The 22,345-nt window shown below is 72.5% G+C and carries 17 protein-coding genes; 3 read left to right on the top strand and 14 right to left on the bottom strand.

All coding sequences use genetic code 11. The features are described from left to right. Positions 1-113: 113 nt before the first annotated feature. The 4 genes from ACIP9H_RS24285 to ACIP9H_RS24270 all read right to left on the bottom strand — a co-directional run bounded on the left by ACIP9H_RS24285 (position 114) and on the right by ACIP9H_RS24270 (position 6,433). The gene (locus ACIP9H_RS24285) at positions 114-734 is read right to left on the bottom strand and encodes a TetR/AcrR family transcriptional regulator (RefSeq protein ID WP_401585970.1); all 621 of its coding nucleotides are present in this window, start codon (positions 732-734) and stop codon (positions 114-116) included. A gap of 48 nt (positions 735-782) precedes the next feature. Continuing rightward, positions 783-1,712 carry a hypothetical protein gene (locus ACIP9H_RS24280; protein ID WP_401960747.1) on the bottom strand — a complete coding sequence of 310 codons (930 nt, stop codon included), beginning with the start codon at positions 1,710-1,712 and terminating at the stop codon, positions 783-785. 132 nt (positions 1,713-1,844) lie between these two features. After that, positions 1,845-2,183, bottom strand: coding sequence for a hypothetical protein (locus ACIP9H_RS24275; protein WP_401585975.1), 339 nt, complete (start codon positions 2,181-2,183; stop codon positions 1,845-1,847). Positions 2,184-2,356: 173 nt separating this feature from the next. Beyond that, positions 2,357-6,433: a discoidin domain-containing protein gene (locus ACIP9H_RS24270; RefSeq protein ID WP_401960745.1), complete on the bottom strand. Its 4,077-nt coding sequence runs from the start codon at positions 6,431-6,433 to the stop codon at positions 2,357-2,359. A gap of 655 nt (positions 6,434-7,088) precedes the next feature. Here ACIP9H_RS24270 and ACIP9H_RS24265 point away from each other — a divergent pair. Both ACIP9H_RS24265 and ACIP9H_RS24260 read left to right on the top strand, forming a co-directional pair. Further along, entirely contained in the window at positions 7,089-7,628 is a 540-nt protein-coding gene (locus ACIP9H_RS24265) for an ArsR/SmtB family transcription factor (protein ID WP_401585980.1), read from the top strand. 17 nt (positions 7,629-7,645) lie between these two features. Further along, entirely contained in the window at positions 7,646-8,911 is a 1,266-nt protein-coding gene (locus ACIP9H_RS24260; RefSeq protein WP_401960797.1) for an MFS transporter, read from the top strand. 266 nt (positions 8,912-9,177) lie between these two features. On the opposite strand, the gene ACIP9H_RS24255 is transcribed toward ACIP9H_RS24260, so the two are convergent. From ACIP9H_RS24255 to ACIP9H_RS24240, 4 genes are all read right to left on the bottom strand, one after another. After that, positions 9,178-10,428 carry a cation:proton antiporter gene (locus tag ACIP9H_RS24255; protein ID WP_401960743.1) on the bottom strand — a complete coding sequence of 417 codons (1,251 nt, stop codon included), beginning with the start codon at positions 10,426-10,428 and terminating at the stop codon, positions 9,178-9,180. Between the two features lie 2 nt (positions 10,429-10,430). Beyond that, positions 10,431-10,901 carry a TrkA C-terminal domain-containing protein gene (locus ACIP9H_RS24250; protein WP_319659598.1) on the bottom strand — a complete coding sequence of 157 codons (471 nt, stop codon included), beginning with the start codon at positions 10,899-10,901 and terminating at the stop codon, positions 10,431-10,433. Positions 10,902-11,112: 211 nt separating this feature from the next. Then, the gene (locus ACIP9H_RS24245) at positions 11,113-12,168 is read right to left on the bottom strand and encodes an aldo/keto reductase (RefSeq protein WP_401960740.1); all 1,056 of its coding nucleotides are present in this window, start codon (positions 12,166-12,168) and stop codon (positions 11,113-11,115) included. Positions 12,169-12,228: 60 nt separating this feature from the next. Beyond that, the gene (locus ACIP9H_RS24240) at positions 12,229-13,692 is read right to left on the bottom strand and encodes an MFS transporter (protein WP_401585988.1); all 1,464 of its coding nucleotides are present in this window, start codon (positions 13,690-13,692) and stop codon (positions 12,229-12,231) included. A 196-nt stretch (positions 13,693-13,888) separates the two neighbouring features. Here ACIP9H_RS24240 and ACIP9H_RS24235 point away from each other — a divergent pair, with 196 nt between their 5' ends. Then, complete coding sequence (locus ACIP9H_RS24235; RefSeq protein WP_401585990.1) at positions 13,889-14,503, top strand: TetR/AcrR family transcriptional regulator; 615 nt, start codon at positions 13,889-13,891, stop codon at positions 14,501-14,503. Positions 14,504-14,509: 6 nt separating this feature from the next. Here ACIP9H_RS24235 and ACIP9H_RS24230 read toward each other — a convergent pair whose 3' ends face one another. The 6 genes from ACIP9H_RS24230 to ACIP9H_RS24205 all read right to left on the bottom strand — a co-directional run bounded on the left by ACIP9H_RS24230 (position 14,510) and on the right by ACIP9H_RS24205 (position 22,343). Next, entirely contained in the window at positions 14,510-15,760 is a 1,251-nt protein-coding gene (locus ACIP9H_RS24230) for an NAD(P)/FAD-dependent oxidoreductase (RefSeq protein ID WP_401960737.1), read from the bottom strand. Positions 15,761-15,870: 110 nt separating this feature from the next. Next, complete coding sequence (locus ACIP9H_RS24225; RefSeq protein WP_401585995.1) at positions 15,871-17,133, bottom strand: PP2C family protein-serine/threonine phosphatase; 1,263 nt, start codon at positions 17,131-17,133, stop codon at positions 15,871-15,873. A 126-nt stretch (positions 17,134-17,259) separates the two neighbouring features. Then, complete coding sequence (locus ACIP9H_RS24220; protein WP_401960736.1) at positions 17,260-19,074, bottom strand: alpha-galactosidase D; 1,815 nt, start codon at positions 19,072-19,074, stop codon at positions 17,260-17,262. Between the two features lie 52 nt (positions 19,075-19,126). After that, positions 19,127-20,056 (bottom strand): carbohydrate ABC transporter permease, encoded by a 930-nt coding sequence (locus ACIP9H_RS24215; protein ID WP_401586000.1) that lies wholly within the window; start codon positions 20,054-20,056, stop codon positions 19,127-19,129. Beyond that, on the bottom strand, positions 20,053-21,009 hold the full coding sequence (locus ACIP9H_RS24210) for a carbohydrate ABC transporter permease (RefSeq protein ID WP_401586003.1): 957 nt from the start codon (positions 21,007-21,009) through the stop codon (positions 20,053-20,055). The genes ACIP9H_RS24215 and ACIP9H_RS24210 overlap by 4 nt, the downstream gene beginning before the upstream one ends. 20 nt (positions 21,010-21,029) lie before the next feature. Next, positions 21,030-22,343, bottom strand: coding sequence for an ABC transporter substrate-binding protein (locus ACIP9H_RS24205; RefSeq protein WP_401586006.1), 1,314 nt, complete (start codon positions 22,341-22,343; stop codon positions 21,030-21,032). Positions 22,344-22,345 lie beyond the last annotated feature (2 nt).

Here is a 22,345-nt window from a genome sequence, read left to right as displayed (position 1 = left end):
ATGTCGTCGTCACCCGCCACGTACGGACTCCCTTGGTCTGCTGATCCGCTTCCGATCTGCTTCGCGGACGTTCGCGGGCCAGCGTAGCAGCCGGTCCGGAAACGGGCCCGCCGTTATCGTCGCGCCGACGGGCCGCCGTCGAACGCGGCCACGGCCTCGAACAGGCGCAGTCCCTGCTCCACGACGTCCTCGCGGGACAGCGGAAGCGTGCCGTCGGCCCAGTTCAGGAGGATCTGTTGGACGCCGCCCACGATCGCCAGGGCCATGACGCCTGTGTGCGTCCCGGGACCCGGCGGGTCCTCCAGGAGCAGCTCCTCCACCATGCGGGCCAGATTCCACATCCCCCGTCGCCGCTCGTTCGCGGCCAGCGGACCGGCCGCGAGGGACTCGACGAGCTTGACCCGTCCCTTGCGGGGGTCGTCGGCCACGCCCGCGGCCAGCACCCGCAGCATGCCGCGGGCCCGCTCCCGGCGTGTTCCGGGACCGGTGGCGGCGGCGCGGCACCCCGCGGCCTCCTCGTCCTGGATCTCGGCCAGGACGGCGGCCATCAAGGCGTCCAGGGAGGGGAAGCTCTCGCCGAAATAGCGGTCCTGCAGTCCGCTGCGGCGCAGCACGGCGCGGATGGACGTGCCGGGGTACCCCTGGGTGTGGAACAGCTCCAGTCCGGCGTCCATCAGCCGCCGGCGCCGGGCCGCGGCGCGTTCCCCGGCGGTCATTCCGTCGTACGTTCGCATACCACCAGATCCCTCCGGCCCATCCTAGCCAGGGGTCCCTTTTCGGGCTCAGCGGATCGGGGAGACCCTCAGTACCCGCCGAACGCCATGTGACGAGTGGGCCTCGTGGTCTGCGGGATACACGCTGACGGTGCCGTCGGGAAGGTGGCGGCCGACGATGTGGTAGTAGTCGGTCCGGTTCCGTTCGCCGAGGACCGGGTTCGGCTCCTCGTGGCTGCCCTGCGGGTAGTAGGGGAAGCACGTCGCCCACGGCACCGGGATCATGGTGCCGCGGTCACCGAGGAACGGCTTGGCGCCCTGCCGGTCCGCCGGGAGCCGCCCGGCACGACGGCGCGTGCCCTGCCAGACCAGGTACTGGGGGACGGTGATGGAGCCGATGTGCCGTCCGTCCGGTCGATGCGTCTCGGCGTCCTCCTTCTGAAGGTCCTTCAGCTGCCATTCCGCGCCTATGCCGCGGTACTTCAGTCCTCTCCCCGCTGGTTCGGGCCCATCGGAATCGTCCAGGACGAAGCCGATCAGCCAGTCGGCGTCCTGGCCGTCGTCGTGCCTGGCGGCAAGGCGCGCCCGCTCGGCCTCGACGGCGACGGAGTGGACAGCGGGCCGGCCCGTCGCCCTGGAGGCCCAGTCGGCGATCCGCTGCTGGAGGGAGGGCTGAGGCGGCGGTGGATCGTACGGGTACCGGTAGGGGCCCAGGGGAACCCTGTCGGTGATCCCGGCCCACTCGACCGCGTCGATCAAGGCGAGAAACCGCAGCCATCCACCCAGACTGCGGACGCTCGGAGTCATGACCAGATCATCCCGGCAGCCGGCTCCGGCCCGTCGGACGAGCCAGGCCCTGGCCTCGGGCTGCACAAGCGCGTCGAGGGCCGCGCGGTCCGGCATGCCGTGAACGGGGAATCCCATGCTGCGCAGGACTGCGGCGCAGGCCTCGTACTGCCGGTCGACGCGCTCGTCGTAGGCATGTCCGCGCTTCGCCACCGTTACCCCCCTGCTGACGGAACTCCCGCCCCGCCCCCCGACGCCGGATCTCAATCCTTCCCTGCGCGGCCGGGTATGTATGCCGGTCCGGCGGCAGCACCGAGCAGGCGGATCGGCATCGCCCGGGGGCCATCAGACGGCACGTGCCCCCACACGGGGCTCGCAGGGGCTGCCTGCGCTGTCGGGACTGTCGGGGCGGTCCAGATACACCCACCCCAGCGGGTTCCAGCGCAGACGGTGCACCTCGACGGCGTCGATCGCGGCATTCGCGCGCGCCGCGCACTCGTACGCCGCGGTGGCGCGGCACGCCGCGATGTCCACGGCGTCCTGCGCGTCGGCCGCCTCGCCGCCGACGACGTAGTAGTGGCAGCCCGCGGCACCGTGCGGCGTGCTGAAGCGGAAGCCCACCAGCCATCGGTCCCCGTGCGCGGCCGATCCGGCCCGGTCCTTCGGTGCGATGGTGGCGAACATGGGTGCTGCGCTCCTTGGTCACGTGGTCGCGGGGTGGCCGCTCCGGGCCGCTCGATGTCCAGTTCAACAGCACGAGGGGCCCGGAGCATCGCGTTCTTGCTGGTCTCGCTATGCCTGGGAACGGCAGTACCACCCTCGGCGGGCGGGGCCGCGGCCCCGCCCGCGCCGGGCGGTCAGTCCCCGGCCCGCACCGTCGTCCGCGGCACGTTGTACCCGTCCACCCGCAGGGCCGGCCGGCCCGAGGGCAGGGCGTGCTCCGGCCAGGACAGGGTGAGGGTGCGCGACTCGCCGGGCAGCAGCCACAGGTAGTTGTCGCCGTACAGGGTCGGCAGCACGCGTTCGCCGCTGCCGGCGTCCAGGAGCGACAACCGCACCATGGCCGCCACCGACCCGCCCCGGTTGGTGACCGTGGCGGTCGTCCCGCGGCGCTCACCGGACCGGGTGACCTTGCCGACAGTGGCGGTGACCCGGGTGCTGTGCGCGGAGTTGAGCGCCCGCATGGCGGACGGCTCGCGGTAGCGCCAGTAGGTGTTCTCCGACAGCACGGTGCCGCCGCGCTCCATCCGCAGCCGCAGCAGGTGGAAGTCCGGCAGGCCGTCCTCCCACCCGGCGGTGAACGCCTCGGTCGTGCCCGAGGAGGCGACGTCGAGGGTCGTGCGCAGGGTCTTCCCGAGCCGGCGGCCCTCGAGGTCGAGGAGCTGCGCCGTGACCGTGACCCCCTTCAGCGCGCGCGGGGTGTGGTTGACCGCGACGACCTGCCAGGAGCCGGGGACGGCCTGGACGTGGACCGCCTCGCAGGCGGAACGGGCGCCGTAGTAGGTGCCGTTGACGTCGAAGTCGTAGTCGTAGGTCTGCCACACCGTGCTGTGCCACGCCGGGTGCGACATCCACAGCAGCAGGCCGCTGGCGTTGTCCCAGAGGTTGGCGTTCCACGCCTCGAACATCGCGCGGGTGTTCTCGTAGTTGACGAACTGCGCCTTGCGCGTGAAGTCGTCGAGGTCGCGGGCCGTGTCGAGGCGGGCCTCGATGGCGGCCTGGTAGTTCTGCGGGGCCTGGTTCCCGCGGGTGCTCCAGTCGTGGTAGTACCAGGCGCCGCCGGCCGGCCACTCGGGCTCGGAGCCGACGAGGTTGCGCATGCTCTCGGCGGTGGACACCACGGGCATGCCGATCTCGGTGTGGAAGCCGAAGTCGCCGCTGCCGTAGGTGGACGCGGAGAAGTAGCGGTTGGGGTCGACCCAGCCGTAGGGGCCGCCGCCGGTGACGATGCCGCCCGCGGAGTTGTTCTGGTAGAGGATGCCGGGCGCCTCGTCGTGGACGGCGTCGCGCATGCCGTCGTCGATCGCCGCGGGCGGGTTGCCCTCATTGGCGCCGCACCAGACGACGACACTGGGGTGGATGCGGTAGCGCAGCACCGTGTCACGGGCGAGGGAGTTGAACGCGTCGTGGTTCGGCGGGTCCATGGCCCACGCGTTGGGGAAGTCGTTCCACACCAGCAGGCCGAACTCGTCGCAACCGGCGTAGAACTCCTCGCGGTTGCTGCTGGCGACCCAGTTGCGGATCATCGTGAAGTTCATGTCGCGGTGCATGCGCAGCGCCGCGTCCATGCGCTCGGCCGGCATGCGGCGCAGCAGTTCGTCCCAGCCCCAGTTGCCGCCGCGGCAGAAGACGCGGACGCCGTTCACGCTGATCTTCAGCGGGTCCGGGGTGTTGTCCACGGACGTCACGTCGGTCCAGGAGTCGCCGTCGTCGGAGACCTGGACGGTGAACGTCTTCGGGTAGGCCGACTCCCAGACCACGGCGACCCGGTCGAAGGGGACCGAGGAGCCCAGGTCGACCTGGATCCACTGGTTGTCCTCGTAACTCGAGGACCAGCGGCTGCCGGGGTCGCCGTCGGTGGCGTTGGAGGCGGGGTTCGAGGAGTCCTCGGTGGAGGCGGTGGTCCTCTTGCGCAGGGCCAGGTCGGTGCCGGGTGCCGCGCTGTCGACCACGGACAGCGTCCACAGCGAGTTGCCCCAGCTGGTGGCCCGCGCACCGCACTGGAGGCGCACGTAACGCGCGGTGCGGGCGTCGAACTCGACGTTCTGGAGGCTGGCCGAGCCGCTCTGGAACGGCAGCGGGACCGCGCCGTTGTCGACGGACTCCGCGTCGGTCCAGGAGTCGCCGTCGTCGGAGAGCTGGACCACGAAGGTCTTGGCGTAGGCCCGCTCCCAGGTCAGGTCGACCCGGTCGAAGGAGACCGAGGAGCCCAGGTCCACCTGGATCCAGTGGTCGTCCTCGAACGCCGAGGACCAGCGGGTGCCGGCGTCCCCGTCGGTGACGTTCCCCGGCGCGTTGCCCGGGTCGTCGACGGAGGAGGCGGAGGCGTCCTTGTGCAGTGCGAGGTCCACGTCGGGGACGGAGCTGTCGACCACCGACAGGGTCCACAGCGAGGAGCCCCAGCCGGTCGCCCGGGTCAGGCAGCGCACCCGCACGTAGCGGGCCTTGCGGCGGCCGAGGTCGACGGACTGCGTGTAGGAGTCGCTGCCGGAGGTGAAGCGCAGCGGGATGTCGTAGTCGTAGCCGAACTGGCGTATGCCGAAGCGGGTGCCGCGGCGGTCGCTCTCCGCGCCGCCGACCGTCGCCACCAGCGTCAGGTCGTGCAGCGCGGGGCTGCCGTAGCCGTTCGGCCACCACAGCTCCGGGTCGCGCAGCCGCAGCCGCGGGTCGGTGGCGGGGGTGAACACGACGTCGGTGCTCTTGCCTGCGGGCACGGTGACGGTCCGGGACACCCGCACCCCGCAGAGCGAGGCGCTGACGGTGACGCTCCGGTCGGTGGTGTCGGCGTTGCGCACCGGGACGGTGATCGTCAGCTCGGCGGTCCGGGTGTCCGGCAGGTCGGGCAGGACGGTGTCGACCCGGGGGTCGCCGAGGACGGCGTGGCCGGTGGAGCGCAGCCGTACGTGGTTCCAGATGCCCGCGGCCCGGTCGCGCACGGCCGGCATCCAGTCCCAGCCCGAGGAGGCCAGGTACGTCGGCGAGTTGCGGTTCATCATCGTGGCGCCGGCGTCCACGAAGGCCAGGCCCGCCTCGCCCTTGTCACCGGGGCTGCCGGGGAGGGGCATCGGGGTGATGCGCACGGCGAGCGCCTGCTCGCCGCCGGCCGCCAGGTGGGCGGTGATGTCGGTGGCGGACCGGGCGAAGGGGAACTCCATGCTCGCCACCGAGGCGCCGTTGAGCCAGATGTCCGCCTTGTGGTTGATGCCGTCGAACTCCAGCCAGATGTGCCGGCCGGCGCCCGTGCGCAGCGACCGCGGCAGGCGGAACTCGCGCCGGTACCACCAGGCGTGCCGGGACAGCGCCTCGGGGACGTGCAGGTTGTTGAAGCCGGTGACCGGGTCGGGCAGCTTGCCCTGCTCGACCAGCGAGCCCAGGACCGTGCCGGGCACGGTGGCGGGCAGCCAGCGGCTGGTGTCGACGTCGGCGCGGGAGAGGTCGGCGCCCTCGGCTCCGGCCCAGTCGTCCATGGTGAGCGTCCAGCCGGACTCCAGCGGCACGGTCCCGTCGGCGGCGGCCTGCAGCTCGGGCGCCTTGTGGTCGTGCACGCCCCAGTCGGTCCAGCCGGTGGCCTCCGGGCGGTGGCCGCGGGCCCGGCCGTGCACCTCGAAGCCGTTGAGGCCCAGCGGGTTGGCGTTGGAGCGCTTGTGCACGGTCAGCCGGACCCAGCGGGCGGTGACGGCCCGGGCGAGGGCGATGTCGACGACGCCGCCAGTGCCGGAGTCCGTCCGGTGGACCGCCGTCCAGGTGCGGTGGTCGCGGGAGGTCTCGACGACGAAGTCCACGGCGCAACTGGACAGGATCTCCTGGCCGGTGGTGCTGTCGCGGGGGTTGCCGCTGTTGGACGGGACGAAGGGCGGGTCGCCGGCCGTGGCCTCGAAGGTGAGGCGGATGGCGGTGACCTCGCAGTCGCCCTCCAGGTCGACCGAGATCCACTGGGGGTCGCCGGCCGCCGCGCGCCAGCCGCTGCCGCGTACGCCGACGGCGTTCAGGCGGTCCACCGCGAACTCGCCCGGCGTCGGCGCGTAGTCGGTGGACGACACCGCGACCGGGCGGTGGGCCGCCAGGTCGCCGGCGGCGCTGCCGCCGCCCGTCACGGCCTGCTCGGCGGCACGGGCGGTGCCGGGGAGCGCGACGCCGATACCCAGGCTCGCGAGCAGTGTGGTGCCGGTGGTGACGACCGACCGGCGGGAGGGGTGGGACGCGTGAGTCGACATACGCAAATGGTCCAATCCGGGCACCCGGTGACGGGTTGGTAGACGACCCGGTCCGCTCGGGCCGCCTGACAACGTTGCCATCTGACAACGTTGCCATAGGCTGTAATCCCCCGGGGCCGCTGTCAAGGGGTACGGCACGAACGCTGCCCGCGGGCGATCCGGCGGGAGCGTCCGGCCAAGCGGCGCGAGGCCGTTGAGCCGCCTCGTCTCTGTGGCCGAAAACCGACGCCCCGCCGGGACGACCCACGTACCCGCCGACGTCCGGACGCCACCGCGCACGCCTCCCCCGCGCACTCCGCCGACACCGCCCGACTCGCGGCCATGGCAGTGCGTTCACCGATCCCACCTGCTGCTCTTGCCGCCAATGAGGGCTCCCGGGGGCCGGCTTCACCCGCCCCGGCGCCCGGCTCCCCCGCCGCAGCGGCTCGCGCGGAGCACGGCACGTCGGCGACACGCTCCTCGCACCGACGATTTTCGGCCACACGTGATCACGATCAGAGACCGCGTCCGGGCCGGAAACGTGGGCGTTCGGCGCGTCGCGGTGTCCGGAGAAGGGAGCCCGCGGAAACCAAGGCACCGGCGCCGGAGCCGACCGATTCCGAAGGTTCGGGAAAACCCCTTGCCCAATGGTCAAGAAACGTTGACCATTGGGCACATGCCAACGGACGATCTTCCCGAGACCTTCCACGTCACCTCCGACGAACAGCTACGCGCTGTCTCCAGCCTCACGCGCCACCGGATCATGGCCGTGCTCCGCTTCGAGCCCGCGACGATCACGCAGATCGCCGAGCGAGTGGGCCTCGCCAAGGGGAGTTCGAGTTACCACGTACGGCTGCTGGAGCGGGCCGGCCTCGTGAAGGTGGTACGAACGCGCAAGGTCCGGGGGGTCACCGAGCGGTACTACGCGATGGCCGCGCGATCGATCGTGCTGCCGGATCCGGGCGAGGGAGGGCCGGATGTGCTGATGCGGCACGCGGTGGCGGACCTGGAGGCGGCTCCGGTGGACGGCGAGCGGCACGTACGGATGGCGCATCTACGGCTCACGGAGGAGCAGTTCACGGAGCTGGGGGCGCGGTTGCAGGCACTGGCGGACGAGTACCGGGAGCTGTCCGATCCGTCGCTGCCGGACGCGTCACTCGCCTTCGCGCTCTTCCGTCCGGCGCCGCTCGGGCAGGTCGAAGGAGGCGCCGAGTGAGGGCGGGAACCAAGGAGTTGCCGACCGGCTTCGGGCGGCTGTGGACGGCGCAGACGGTGTCCGCATTTGGTGACGGGATATCACATGCGGCGCTGCCACTGCTCGCTCTGACGCTGACGCGGGATCCCATGGCGCTGGCCGTCGTCACGGCCTCCGGAACGCTCCCGTGGCTGCTCTTCGGGGTGCTCGGCGGTGCGCTGGTGGACCGCTGGGACCGTCGGCGCACGATGTGGGTCATGGACGCGGCGCGTGCGGTGCTGCTCGCCGTACCGGCCGCAGCAGCCGCGCTCGACATGCTGGGCATTCCGCTGCTCGCGGCCGTCGCCTTCCTGCTGGGCATCGGCGGGCTCTTCTTCGACACGGCCGCCACGGCGTATCTGCCGGATCTGCTCGGCCGCGACCCCGCGGTCCTGGAGCGGGCCAACTCCCGTCTGCGCGGGGCCCAGACCGCCATGTCCGGCTTCGCCGGGCCGCCCGCGGGCAGTGCGCTGCTCGTGCTCGGGCGGGCCGTTCCCCTGCTGGCCGACGCGGTGTCGTTCGCGCTCTCCGCACTGCTCGTACGGTCGCTTCCCGCCCTGCCCCGGCCCGTGCCGGAGGTTCACGCATCCCTGCTGCGGCAGGCCCGGGCCGGGGCCTCGTACGTGTTCCGGGACCGGCTGCTGCTCGGGCTCGCGCTGCGTCCGGCGGTCGGGAACATCGCCTTCCTCGCCGTGGAGACCGTACTCGCCCTCTTCGCGCACGAACGGCTCGGCATCGGCGCCCTGGGTTTCGGCCTGCTCCTCACGGCCGAGGCAACCGGCGGTCTGCTCGGCGCCGGCATCGCCTCCTTCCTCGGCCGGCGACTGGGCACCGGCGCCGCGCTCACCTGCACGGCCGCAGTCGAAGGACTCGCCATCGCGGCCCTTGCCGCCGCCCCGGACCCGTACGTCGCCGGCCTCGCGCTCGCCGTCTGCGGAGCGGGCATGGGCGCCACGATGGTGCTCGGCCCGTCCCTCCGGCAGGCGATCGTGCCCGCCGACCTGATGGGGCGAGTCGCCTCCACCTCCCGCATGCTCGCCATGTGCGCCGCCCCGTTCGGCGCGTTCCTCGGCGGCTGGCTGGCCACCGCCTACGACGTACGCACCCCGCTCTACGCCGCCGCCGGCCTCCTCCTCACCATGACCGCCGTCACGTCGACCATGACCGGCAACCGCAGGGTCGAGGCGGCGCTGCGTGCGGCCGCCCCGGCCCACGATCCGGACGACCGGGCGTCCCGGGACACCGTGCGGGAGGGGGCCGTCTGAGGGCTCCGCGAGATCGTGGAGCCAGTGCCGGGCCCCGGCGGGGCTCGGTGCGGCGCCGTCCGTCCCGCGGTACTCGGCAGCCCGCTACGGCGGATCGCACGCGCGAGCCGGCGACGGGACCGTGAGCCGCCGGTCGAACCGACGACAGCAGGTGCCGTCGACCGGACGATGGGGAGCACGCCGGTGCGGCAGGACACCGCCGCGCACCGTGCCGCGAGCGCAATGGCGCTCGCTGGACGCCACGGCCTCGGCACCGCCCCCAGCCGTCAGCCCGACGAGCGCGAGGCTCCCGCCGAGGTCGTGTCCGGCAGTTCCTCGACCGCCATCGACCCGCCCGCTTCGACCCCGGGGGACGGCACGCGGCGGAACGCGGTCCGCAGCGCGCTGACGGCGGGCTCCGTCCAACGGGCGGCCAGGGGGCCGGCGATGACCAGGATCAGGACGTACGCGGTGGCCAGCGGGCCGATCCGGGGCTGACTGGCGACAGCCAGGCCCGCGATGACGATCGAGAACTCGCCGCGGGCCACGAGAGTGCCGCCGGCCCGCAACCGGCCCCGGGTGTGGATGCCGGCCCGGCGCGCCGCGTACCAGCCCGTCATGATCTTGGTGACCGTGGTCACGGCGGCCAGCGCGAGCGCCGGCAGCAGCACCGGCGGGATGGCGGACGGGTCGGTGGACAGGCCGAAGAACACGAAGAAGACGGCGGCGAACAGGTCGCGCAGCGGCATCAGCAGCCGGCTGGCGCCCTCGGCCGCCTCCCCGGACAGCGCGATGCCTACGAGGAACGCGCCGACGGCGGCGGAGACCTGGAGCTTCTGCGCGAACCCCGCGACGACCAGGGCCAGTCCGAAGACGACGAGCAGCAGCATCTCCGGGTTCTCCGAGGAGACCGCCTTGCTCAGCAGGCGTCCGTGGCGCAGTGCCAGGAAGAGTACGGCGCCCACGGTGCCCATGGCGATGGCGAGGGCGAGTCCGCCGGCGGCCAGGCCGATGCCGGCGAGCAGGGTGGTGAGCAGCGGGAGGTAGACCGCCATGGCCAGGTCCTCGATGACGAGGACGCCGAGGATCACGGGGGTCTCGCGGTTGCCGAGCCGTCCGAGGTCGGTCAGCACCTTGGCGATGACGCCCGAGGAGGAGATCCAGGTGACGCCGGCGAGCGCGACGGCCGCCACCGGGCCCCAGCCCAGCAGCAGCGCCGCGGCGGCGCCGGGCACGGCGTTGAGGGCGAAGTCGACCAGGCCCGAGGGGTACTGCGTGCGCAGGCTGGTGACGAGTTCGGAGGCGCTGTACTCCAGGCCGAGCAGCAGCAGGAGCAGGATCACCCCGATCTCCGCGCCCACGGCGGTGAAGTCCTCGCTGGCGTCCAGCGGCAGCAGGCCGCCGTGCCCGAACGCGAGCCCCGCCAGCAGGTACAGGGGTATGGGCGAGAGCCCGAGGCGTCCGGCGAAGCGCCCGATGAGCCCCAGTCCGAGGATGACGGCGCCGAGTTCGATGAGGAGTTCGGTGGTGTCGTGCATCCTCACTCCCCCGCCACGATCGCGGCGAGCGCGTCCACGCCCTCGCGGGTGCCGACGACGACCAGTGTGTCGCCGATCGCCAGCCGGAAGTCCGGCCCCGGGGAGGGGTGGGCGCTCGTCCTGCGCATGACGGCGACGATGGAGGCGCCGGTGCGGGTCCGCGCGCGAGTGTCGCCGAGCAGCCGCCCGGCGTACGGGGAGCGGGAGTTGACCGGGATCTGCTCGGTGACGAGGCCGATTCCCTCGGTGTGCACGGCCTCCAGCGGGGTGGGGTCGAGGAGCCGGGCCAGCACGGCGGCCTCGTCGCCCTCCAGCGGTATCGACAACTGGCACGAATCGGGGTCCTCGGCGCCGTAGAAGCCCAGGAAGCGCCGGCCGTCCTGGTGGACCACCACCGAGAGGTGCCGTCCCGCGCGGGTGGTGACGTCGTACTGCGTTCCGACGCCGGGAAGGGTCGTCCGCCGAGTTCCCACTCTTGCCTCCCAGGGGGTGTCCCATGGTGTCGATGCATGGCCGAACGGGTGGCGCAGCCCTCGAGGTCCCGGCCCCTCGACACGGGTACCACTGCGGCAGGCCTGGCCACCAGCGCGTTTTACCCTATCATTACGCTTCAGCGGGGCGGATCCATTCCCGCCGGCACCCCGCGCCACGGGACGGCGCGGGGCACCGGCGGGGCCGCACGGATCAGGCCATCGGCCGGACGGGGACGTCGACTCGGGAGGCGTCCCCGCCGCGCAGGCTGTCGCGGGCACCGAGGACCGCCTCGTGCGGCACACCGAGCGGGACGGCGCTGACCTCGGTCAGCCGCGTGTACTGCTCCGGGCTCAGCCGGACCGCCAGGGCGCCGAGGTAGTCGTCCAGCTGGGCGGTGTTGCGCGGGCCGATGATGGGCAGGAACGGCGTCGCCGCCCGCGCCGAGCGCTCGCGCACCCAGGCCACGGCCACCTGGGCGGGCGTCGCACCGGTCTCCCGCGCGATGTCCAGCACCGTGTCGACGACGGCGGTCTTCTGGTCGGAACTCTCGGTGTGCACCAGCACCTTGAGGTCGCTCAGCCGGCCCTGCGTACCGCGGCGGTACTTGCCCGTCAGCAGCCCGCCGCCGAGCGGCGACCACAAGGCAGCGCCCAGACCCAGGCTTTCGGCCATCGGCAGCAGTTCGCGGTCGGCGCTGCGCTCGACGAGGCTGTATTCGATCTGGACGCCCGCGACGGGGGCCCAGTTCCGCGCGTCCGCGAGAGCGGCGGCGTGGGATATCCGCCACGCCGGGAAGTTGGAGAGCCCCGCGTGCAGGATCTTGCCGGACCGCACCAGGTCGTCGATGCCGCGCAGGATCTCCTCGATCGGCGTCAGGTCGTCCGGGAAGTGGACCCAGTACAGGTCGATGTAGTCGGTGCCGAGGCGCTTCAGACTGGCCTCCACCGAATGGATCATGTTCTTGCGGCTGTTGCCGGTCTTGGAGATGTCCTTCCGGGCCGTGTACCCGTTGCTGAACTTGCTGGCCAGCACGAAGTGGTCGCGGTCCGCGGTGAGGAAGCTTCCCAGGATCTCCTCGGACTCGCCGAACTGGTAGGAGTCGGCGGTGTCCAGGAAGGTGCCGCCGGCCTCGGCGAACCGGTCGAACATGCGGCGGGACTCCTCGATGTCGGCCCCGGCGCCCCAGCTGGTGCCGAAGTTGCCGGTGCCGAGGGCGTACTCCGAGACGCGCAGTCCGGTGCGGTGTCCGAAGGTCGTGTAACGCAAGGGGATCTCCTTGGATGTGGGGGGGGGTGGGACGAGCTGTCTGCGGTGGGGGTGGGAGGCTCAGCCGGCCGCGGCGCCTGCCCGGCGGCGCGGTGTGATGCCGAGCGCGGCGAGCGCGCTCAGGGCGACGAGCGCGGCCGAGGTCCACCACGCGTGGGCGAAGGTGTGCGCGGCCTGGCCGGAGGCCCCCGCCGCGAGGAGGACAACGAGGACGCTGACGCCGATCACGTTCCCGACCTGGCCGGCCATGGTGACGACGGCGCTGCCGGTGGCGGCCTTGTCCTTGGGCAGTTCGGCGGTGGCCGAGGAGATCAGGGTCGGCAGGGCCAGGCCGACACCGACGCCCGCGACGAGCCAGCCGGGCAGGATGTCGGTGGCGTAGTGGAGTTGCCCGCCCGTGGCCAGGGCGAGCAGCCCGGCCCCGACGGCGACGAGTGCGGCGCCCAGTGCCGCCACCGCACCGACCGGCAGGCGCCGTGCGAACCGCCGACCGGCGGCGGAGGCACCGAACACCATCGCGGGGCCGGGGGCGACACCGAGGCCGGTCTCGATGGCCGACCAGTGCCATTCCTGCTGCAACCACAGGGTGAGGCCGAGCAGTTGGACGGCGAAGGCGGTGTAGAACAGCAGCGTCGCGACGCCGGCCCAGGCGAACACCGGGTTCCGCAGCAGCCGCAGGTCGACGGCGGGGACGGGATGCCGCGCGGAGCGCAGCAGGCACAGCGCGAGTGCCACCGCGGCCACCACGAAGCTGCCGACCGTCGGCGCCGCGCCCCAGCCCCACGCCGGCGCCTGGACCAGCCCGAGGGCCAGGGAGCCGATCGCGACGGCCAGCAGGGCGCCGCCGAGCAGGTCGGGCATCCGGGCGTCGCGGGTCTGCCGCCCGCGGGGCAGCAGGCGAGCGGCGAGGACCAGCGCGGCGACGCCGATCGGCAGATTGAGCAGGAAGATCCACTGCCAGGCGGCCTGGACCAGCAGTCCGCCGACCATGGGCCCCGCCGCGGCCGCCAGTGAGCCGCTGGCGGCCCAGATCTGGATGTACCGGGTGAGCTTGGCGGGCGGGGCCGTGGTGAGGACGAGGCCCAGGCTTGCCGGGGTGAGCACGGCGGCACCGGCCGCCTGGAGGAAGCGGAAGGCGACGAGGACCCACAGGTCGCCGCTCGCCGCGGCGCCCAGGCTGGCCGCGGTGAACACGCCCAGGCCGAGCAGGAATCCGGTCCTGCCGCCGAAGCGGTCGGTCAGGCGGCCGGCGGGGACCAGGAGGGCGGCGTACACGATCGCGTAGCCGTTGAGGATCCAGCTCAGCTTCGACAGCGAGGTCTCGCCGACGCCCTGGCCGATGGGCGCGAGCGCCACATTGACGACGAAGGCGTCGAGTCCGGACAGGAACACCGAGGTGGCCAGGACGGCGAGGACGAGGCCCGGGTGCACCGGACGGCGCGCGGGCGTGCGGGGGCCGGAGGGCGATGCCTGTGCCGGGCCGGTGCGACCGGCGGGCGTCGCGTTCGGGGGTGAGGCGGTCATGGACGAGGTCTCCAACGGAGTGACGAAGTGCGGGGACGTCCCGATCGGGCGCGCCGCCGGCGGGACGCCTCCTGCGGGGAGAGGGGTCCCGCGGGAGGGTCCGGCCGGCGGCCGATTAAAGAACACCGATCGGTGTACTTAAGAGCGACCGTAACAGGGATTTCCGCTTAAGTAAAACGATCGGTACCCTGGGGGCATGAGCATCACCGACCCTTCGCCCGTACGCCGGCGCCGCGGCCGAGGCGCCCGGGAGCGGATCCTCAAGGCGGCCGCCGAGCTGTTCACCGCCCAGGGCATCAACGCCACCGGCATGGAACAGCTCACGACGGCCGCCGAGGTGTCCAAACGCACGCTCTACCAGCACTTCAGCGGCAAGGACGAGCTCGTCCACGCCTGCCTGCGGGAGATGGAGGACGGACTGCTGCCCCCGCAGGTCCCCCCGGAGATGACCCCGGAGGAAGCCCGCGACCGGCTGCTCGCCGTCCTCTCCTGGCCTCCCCCGGACCCCTCGGCGCCGCTGCGCGGCTGCCCGTTCCTCAACGCCGCGGTCGAGGTCCCCGACCCCGATCACCCGGTGCACCGGCTCGCCGCGTCCTTCAAGACCGAGTTCGCCCGGCGCCTGGCCGGCCTCGCCCGGCGCGCCGGCGCCCGTGATCCGGAACTGCTCGGCGAGCAGTTCGCCCTGCTGTACGACGGCGCCGTCTCCCGCAGCACGGCGCTCAACGCCCCCGGCAGCGGCGCGGTGGCCCGCTCGATCGCCACGGCCCTGCTGGACGCCGCGCTCGTCCCGGACGCCCGGCCGGCGGGCTGACCCCCGCTAGTCCGCGCGGCGGTGGTCCGCCAGCAGTTCGCGCGCGGCGCGCGCGCCCGAGGCCAGGGCGCCCTGGAGCGAGCCCGTTGCGCGGTGGTCGCCGCACACGTAGCGGCCGGGGGTCACGCGGCTGCCGCGGCTGAGCGGGTGCGGCGGCGGCATCGCGGGGAGGGCGCCGGGCACCGTGCAGGCGCGCAGCGGCTCCCAGGCGCCCGTGTCGGTCCCGTACACCTCGGCCAGCGCCTCCCGCACCGCGGCCTCCTCCTCCGGGCGCGGGACGCCGAGGACGGAGGTCGACACCAGCGCGCGGCCGTCCGCGGACAGCCCGGGCTGGACCTCGGTGAGGACCACCGTGTTCAGGAACCGCCGCCGCGCGTCGACCAGGAGCGTGGGCTCCGCCAGCGGTGAACGGTCGGCCGCGTGGTACAGCGTCGTCACGGTGCGTGTGCCGGGCACCGTGAGCCCCGGAAGCAGGCGTGCGGCGGTCTCCGGCCCGGTCGCCACGACGACGGACGGCGCCGCCGTCTCCGTCCCGTCGTCCAGCAGGACGCCGTACGCCGTCAGTTCGCGCACCGGCGCGTTCGTGCGGACGACGCCCTCGGGCAGCAGCCCGGCGAGCTGCGCGGGCACCGCGCCGATGCCCTCGGCCGGGAGGCAGAGGGTGCCGCGCAGCATGCTGCGCCACACCAGGTGGAAGAAGCGGCTGGAGGTCTCCAGCTCGTCCTCCAGGAAGACGCCCGACAGGAACGGCCGGAAGAAGGACTCGACGATGTCCCCGGAGAACCCGGCCGCGGCGAGCGCGGTGAGCGTCGTGGTGTCCGCGCCGCGGCGGAGGACCCGGGCGGGCAGCAGCATGTCGCGGGCGCTCAGCACGCCGAGCGCGGCCAGGTCGCGCGCCGGGGCCAGACGGCCCGGCAGCAGGCCGGCGGCCTCCCGCGGGCGGCGGGTCGGGTCGGTGAACAGCAGCCGCCCGCGGTCGGTGTGCACCGCCACCCCGGGCGTGAACGCGCGCAGCCGCAGGTCGCGCAGCCGCAGCCGGCGCCGCACCTGCGGGTAGGAGGTGTTGAAGACCTGGAAGCCGCGGTCCAGCAGGAAGCCGAGGTGGCGGTCGGTCCGCATCCGGCCGCCGACGCGGTCGGAGGCCTCCAGGACGCGCACCGACAGGCCCGCCGCGCTCAGGTCGGCCGCACACGCCAGTCCGGCGGCCCCGGCACCGACCACGATCACGTCACACCGGCCGCCGTGCTCGCGAGCCATCGATCGCCGCCCTCTCCACGACCGCCGCCGCAGGACGGACCCCGCGTCGCACGGTGCCGATCACCCTACGTGCGCTCCCACCGGCGTCCGGGCGCGGCGCGCCGCGCCCGTCACAGCCGCAGGGTGACCAGGGCGACGTCGTCGTCGGTGTCCGCACCGTCCTCCGCGCGCAGGTCGCGCAGCAGGGCGTCGGCCAGGTCCTCCGGGCCGAGGTCGCGGTGCCGGACGATGCTGTCGGTGAGACGCCGCAGCCCGACGTCGATGTCCTCGCCGCGGCGCTCGATCAGGCCGTCGGTGTACAGGACGAGGATGGCCCCGGGCGAGTAGCCCACGGTGGCCTGGGCCCGGTTCGCCTCGTACGTCCAGGCGCCGAGCGGGGGGTCGGCGTTCTCGTCCAGGAAGACCGCGGTCTCGCTGCCCGCGTCGAGCAGGGCGGGCGGCGGATGGCCGGCCCTGCTGTACGTGATGGTGCCACGGGCGCGGTCGATGACGGTCTGGACGGCGGTGGTGGCGAGCGCCCCCTCGACGGTGATGGCGTACCGGGCCAGGGTCTTCAGGGCCGGCCCCGGCTGGCCGAAGGCGCGGACGGCGGCGCTGAGCGCGCTGCGCAGCTGGCCCATGACGCCCGCGGCCTCCAGGCCGTGCCCGACGACGTCCCCGACGGCGACCGCGAGCCGGTTGCGTTCCAGCCCGATCAGGTCGTACCAGTCGCCGCACACGTTCAGCGAGCCGGTGGCGGGCCGGTAGCGGACGGCGGCGAAGTCGTACTGGTCGTGGACCACGGTGGGCAGCATCGAGCGCTGCAGCGTGACCGCGATGGCGCGCTCGCGGGCGTGCGCCTCGCGCAGCCGCTCGTTGAGCTCCTCCAGTTCCTGCGCCCTGACCAGCAGCCCGGCGGTCGCCAGCACGTCGCTGCTGAGCCCGCCGCCCTCGGAGTCCAGGCCGTGGCCGGAGCGGACCAGGGCGGTCACGTCGTCCAGGCGGGCGATGACCATGCCGACCTCGCCGTCGGGACCGACGACGGGGATGTGGACGGGGCTCCAGTAGCGCACGCCGTCGTCTCCGGGGTGGCTGCGGACGGCGTCGTACCGGATCGGGCCGATGACGTCCTGCTCACCGGTGGCCACGGCGCGCTGCGCCGAGGCGCTCATGCGCTGCACGTCGTTGTCCGCCTCGATGGGGAACGCCTCGACGGCCGGCGTTCCGCGCACCTGTTCCCGTTCGAGACCGAAGGTCCGCAGGAACGAGTCGTTGGCGTCCGCGATCACGAGGTCCGGGGTGAGCAGCAGCACAGGAACGGGAAAGGCCAGGAACACCGACTCGTAGTCGATCTTCCCGCCCGGTCCCCCTCCGGATCCGGATCCGCGGCTCACCCTTTGATGTCTACCTCGCCCGGACGGCCTCCGCCCGTTGGCGGCGGTCCGGCACCGCCCGGGTGGCGGCGGTGCGGACCGCCTGTCCGGGGTGCGGGGCCCGGCGCGCGCCGGGCCCCGCGGGGGTCACAGGCGCTTCGGGACGTCGATCCGGTCGATGTCGGGGGCGTAGCCGGAGCCGCTGTCGAAGGTGATGGTGTTGGCGCCGGCCCTGAGGCTCAGGGGGATGCTCACGGTCTCGGCCGTCCCCCAGTCGCCGGTGGACGCGAACGCGTACGTGGTGGCGCCGCCGCCGTTCACGGAGACCTGCGCGGAGCGCGGGTCTCCGCTGACGTAGGCGACCTTCACCGAGTAGATGCCGGCCTTCGGGACGACCACGTCGTTGAAGCGCAGCGCGCCGCCGAGGTAGAGGTTGCCGACCTTGCGGGAGCCGGAGCAGGCGCCGCAGTCGGCGACCGAGGCACCGCCGCCGAGGGTGTTGCCCGCGGCCTCGGCCTCGTACCCGGTCGTCGCCTGCGCCGGCCCGTGCGGGGTGACGGTGAACAGACGGGAGCCGTGCGCGGGCAGGGTCGCGGTGATCTTGTCCGCACGGCTGCCGAGGTCCTGGTGGCTCCACAGGTCGCGCACCGAGCCGCGGCCGGAGAAGCCGAGGGCGGCCCAGTCGGCGGTGACGTCGGCGGGGGTGTCGCCGAGGTTGAACAGGGCGACGGTCCGGCTGCCGTCGGCGTTCCTGGCGGCCCACACCTGCTGGTCGCCGGCCGGGGTGACCGGGCGGGCGGGCGGGGTACTGGACTGGTCGACGGCGATGACCTCGCGGTTGGTCAGCAGCGAGGTGCCGTAGGCGTCGAGGCGAGTGAGGTCGTCACCCGTGAACAGCGGCGACTTGGCGATGGCCCACAGCGTCATGTAGGTCTGCCGCTCGGCCTTGGTGAGGCCGTCCATCCCGCCGTTGCCGACGTCCAGGGAGTCCAGGTCGTTCCAGCCGCCGGGGCCGCCGTGCCGGCTCCAGGCCGCGGCGTCGGCGAAGCGGTCGTCGACGGAGTTCTCCCAGCTGACCAGGGTGTCGCAGTAGCACTCGACGTCGGTGTCGATCCGCCAGCCGTTGGAGTACTTCTTCCAGTCGGCGATGTGGCCGATGTCGAGCGACCAGGAGAGTTCCAGGTGGATGGGGCGGCCGGTGGCGGCGACGGCCTTCTGCCAGGCGGCGATGTCGGCGACATTGTCGTAGTTGTCGCCGCTCTTGAAGGAACCGGGGCCGACGCCGTCGATCTTGAGGAAGTCGTACCCCCAGTCGGCGATCAGCCGGGCCTGCGAGTCGATGTACTTCTGGGCGCAGGGCCGGGAGAAGTCGATCTTGTACGAGCTGTCCCAGCCGTTGGTGGTGCGCAGGTCGCCGTAGACGATGTCGCCGGTGGTGCAGCCGGGGGCGTTCCAGACCGGGACCTTGCCGTCGCCGTAGCCCTCCTTCTCCAGCCCGACCGGCAGGTAGATGCCGGCCTTCAGGCCCTTGGCGTGGATGTGGTCGGCGACCGGCTTCATGCCGCGGGGGAAGCGCACCGGGTCCGCGGTCTGCCGGCCGTTGGCGTCGAACTCGGGCTTCCAGTCCTTGTCGCGCCACCATCCGGCGTCGATGTTGATGTAGCTGTAGCCGTACTTCTTGAGCTTGGCGGCCATGGCGTCGGTCTGCTGGAGCACCTTCTGCTCGGTGAGCCAGCTGTAGTCGCCGTCCGGGTTGAGCCCGGGGTACTTGGAGGACTGCATGCTCCAGCTCGACCAGCCCATGTAGGGCTTGGCCGCGACCGGTGCCTTCGTGACGGCCGGCGTCTCCGGCGCGGCGGCGCGGGCAGCGGGCACGGTGGCGGACACAGCGGCGGTGAGCGCCAGGACGAGCAGCGTGCGGGCGGTGCCCGAGGGCAGGACGGAGTGCGAGGGTGACCGCATGGGTCGGCCTCCTGGGGTTGGGGGGAACGGCGGGGCGGATGCCGCGGTGGCGTCAGCCCTTGCCGGAGCCGATGGTCAGGCCGCTGATGAACTGCCGCTGGAGGGCGAAGTACACCAGCAGGGTGGGGACGGCCGTCATCAGGGCGCCGGCGGCGATGAGGTTGGGGTTGGTGAAGTACTGGCCCTGGAGATTGGCCAGGGCCGAGGTGATGGGCCGCTTGTCGCCGGTCTCGATGAGCGCGAGCGGCCAGAAGAAGTCGTTGTAGATCCAGATCGACTCCAGCGTGGCCAGCGCGGCGAAGGCCGGCCGGCACAGCGGCAGGATGATCTGGAAGAACTGCCGCCACACCGGGGCGCCGTCGACGAGGGCCGCCTCGGAGATCTCGTGCGGGATCGTCTTCATGTAGTTGCTGAGCACGAAGGTGCAGAACCCGCACTGGTACGCGATGTGGATGGCGATGATGCCCCACACGGAGTTGTAGAGCAGCAGCGAGTCGCTCATCCAGGGCGGCAGCGGGATCAGCAGGTAGAGCCGGTAGAGCGGGGTGATCAGCACCTGGGCGGGCAGCAGGTTGCCCGCGGTGAAGAGCATGAGCAGGACGATGTTCCACCGGAAGTCGAAGCGCGAGACGAAGAACGCGACGGCCGCGGAGAACAGCAGGGTCCCCAGCACCGAGGGCACGGTGATGAGCACCGAGTTCCAGAAGAAGTGCGGCATGCCCGACTGGGTCCAGGCGTCGGTGTAGTTGCCCAGGCTGATCCCGTGCGGCCAGGACAGATAGCCGTGCCGGGCCGTGTCCTCGTACGGGCGCAGCGAGGTGTAGACCGCCCACAGCAGCGGCAGCAGCCACAGCAGGGCGATGCCGCCCAGCAGCAGGTGACGGCCCGTCTGGCGCGGCGGGCGCGAGACGGCGGCGCGCGGCACCGGCCCGCGCTCGACGCGTTGCCCGGCCGGGGCCTGCGCGGTGGCGGTGCTGGTCACTGGGCCTCCTTGCGGAAGTTCTGTACGAGGAAGGTCCCGATGGCGGCCAGGGAGACGATGAGCAGCACGACGGCCAGCGCGGAGCCGTAACCGATGTGGCTGGACTCGCCGATGATGTTGTCGGTGATCAGGAGGGACAGCAGTTCCATCCCGGGCTTGCTGCCGACGCCGCCGCCGAGCACGTACACCACGTCGAAGGCGCGCAGCGACTCCATGACGGTGACGACCAGGATGATGACGTTGACCGGCCGCAGCGCCGGGAAGACCACCTTGAGGAAGGTCTGCCGGCCGTTGGCGCCGTCGAGGGCCGCGGCCTCCTTCAAAGCGGGGTCGAAGCCCTTCAGTCCGGCCAGGTAGAGGATCATGATGTAGCCGGTGTGCCGCCAGGCCGAGGCGACCAGCACGGACCACAGGTTGAGGTCCGGGTCCCCGAGCCAGTCGATGTGGTGGCCGGGGGCCGCGGCGTTGATGATCCCGTCGAGCAGCCCGGTGTCGGGGTTGTAGATGATCTCCCAGATCAGGCCGACCACGGCCAGGGAGAGCACCATCGGCAGGAAGATCGCGGTCTGGTAGACCCGGGTGAAGCGCAGTTTCCGGTCCAGCTGGTAGGCGAGGAAGATGCCGAACGGGGTCGGCAGCAGCGCCGTGAACAGCAGCCAGGTCACGTTGTGCCGCACCGCGGGCCAGAACGGCGGGTAGTTGGTGAAGATCTGCCGGTAGTTCTCCAGCCCGGTCCAGTGGATGTCGGACAGCGCGATGCCGTCCCAGCTGGTGAACGACAGGCCCATGGAGGCCAGCGCGGGCAGCCAGACGAAGAACAGCAGCGCGACCAGCGGGATGCCCACGGCGACGGTCAGGAAGAGGCGGTCGCCGGGGCCCAGCCGGCGGGCACGGGACCTTGCGCGCGCGGGGGGACGCGAGGAGGGCTGCGCAGAGGGGGGAGCGGACGGCACGGTGTTCCTTCCGGTCCGGGTCAGGCGGTGAAGAAGCGGGACCGCTGCGACTCGATCTGCTTCAGCAGGGACGAGGCGTCGTCGGGGTGGCCCAGCCACTGCGTGAGCCCGGGCAGCACGACCGTGGAGACGAAGCCGGGGTCGCTGTCGCGGTCCGCGAACTGCGTGATGTGCTTGGCGGAGGCGATGAGTTCGGCGGACTTCTTCTGCAGCGGGTTGTACGAGCCGGTGTCCGCCTTCGCGTGCACGGCGACGTTGCTCGGGTCCACGCCCATGTAGAGGTTCTCGGCGCCGGCGCTGCCCAGGAACTCCAGCAGCTTCTTCGCGCCGGCCTCGTTCTTCGGCTTGCGGCTGAGCATGAAGCCGTCGGTGGGCGCCTCGACGGCGTCCTGGCCCTGCGCCGGGTCGATCTCGGGGAAGGGGAAGAAGTCGATGTCGTCGCGGAGCTTCTCGTCGGAGATCTGCTGCCCGACGAAGAGCCCGATGATCGCCATGCCGGACTTCTTGTCCAGCAGCGACTGGGCGGCGTCCTGCCAGGAGCGGCCCGCCGCACCCTGCTGGTAGTACGGGGCGATCTCGCGCCACAGGTCGAAGACGGCGACGGTGCGGCGGTCGGTCCAGGCGACCTCGCCGCGCATCAGCTGCATGTGGAAGTCGTAGCCGTTGGCCCGCAGGTCGAGGTAGTCGAAGGCGCCCAGGATGCTCCAGGCGTCGCCGCCGCCGTAGCCGGAGGCGATGGGCGACAGGCCGTCCTTCTTCATCCGCTTGGCCAGCGCGGTGAACTCCGACCAGGTGCGGGGGGCGGTGTAACCGCGCTCCTGGAACAGGCTCTTGCGGTAGAAGACGGCCCACGGGTAGTTGTACAGCGGTACGAAGTAGTACTTGCCGTCCTCGCCGCGCGACAGCTGCTTGGTCGCGTCGCTGAAGCCGTCGCCTATCTTCTCCCACACGTCGTCCAGCGGCGTGCACAGGCCCTTCTTGGCGAAGTACTGCATCCGGTACCCGGCGAACCAGGTGAAGACGTCGTCCGGCGTGCCCTGGAGGTAGGTGGAGATGCTCTTCTGGAAGCTGTCGTGGTCCACGGTGTTGGTCTTCACCGTCAGACCGCTGTCCTTGGTGAAGGCCTTGGTCACCGCCGCGTAGGCGGACTTGGGCGTGGCGTCGGCGCCGTTGGACCCGAAGGTCACCGTCTTGGGGTCGGCGCCCGCTCCCCCGCCGCAGGCGGTGAGCAGCGGCGCGGCCAGGGCGGCCGCCCCGAGGCCGAGCATCCCGCCGACCACGCGGCGGCGGCCGGGCTGGGAAGCGGTGGGGGAAGTGCGGCTCTGCAGCGTCATCG

The organism is Streptomyces sp. NPDC088732 (assembly GCF_044751205.1).
Taxonomy (GTDB): domain Bacteria; phylum Actinomycetota; class Actinomycetes; order Streptomycetales; family Streptomycetaceae; genus Actinacidiphila.
Note: the sequence above shows the minus strand (reverse complement) of the source record. Positions and strands in the feature narration are given on the sequence as shown.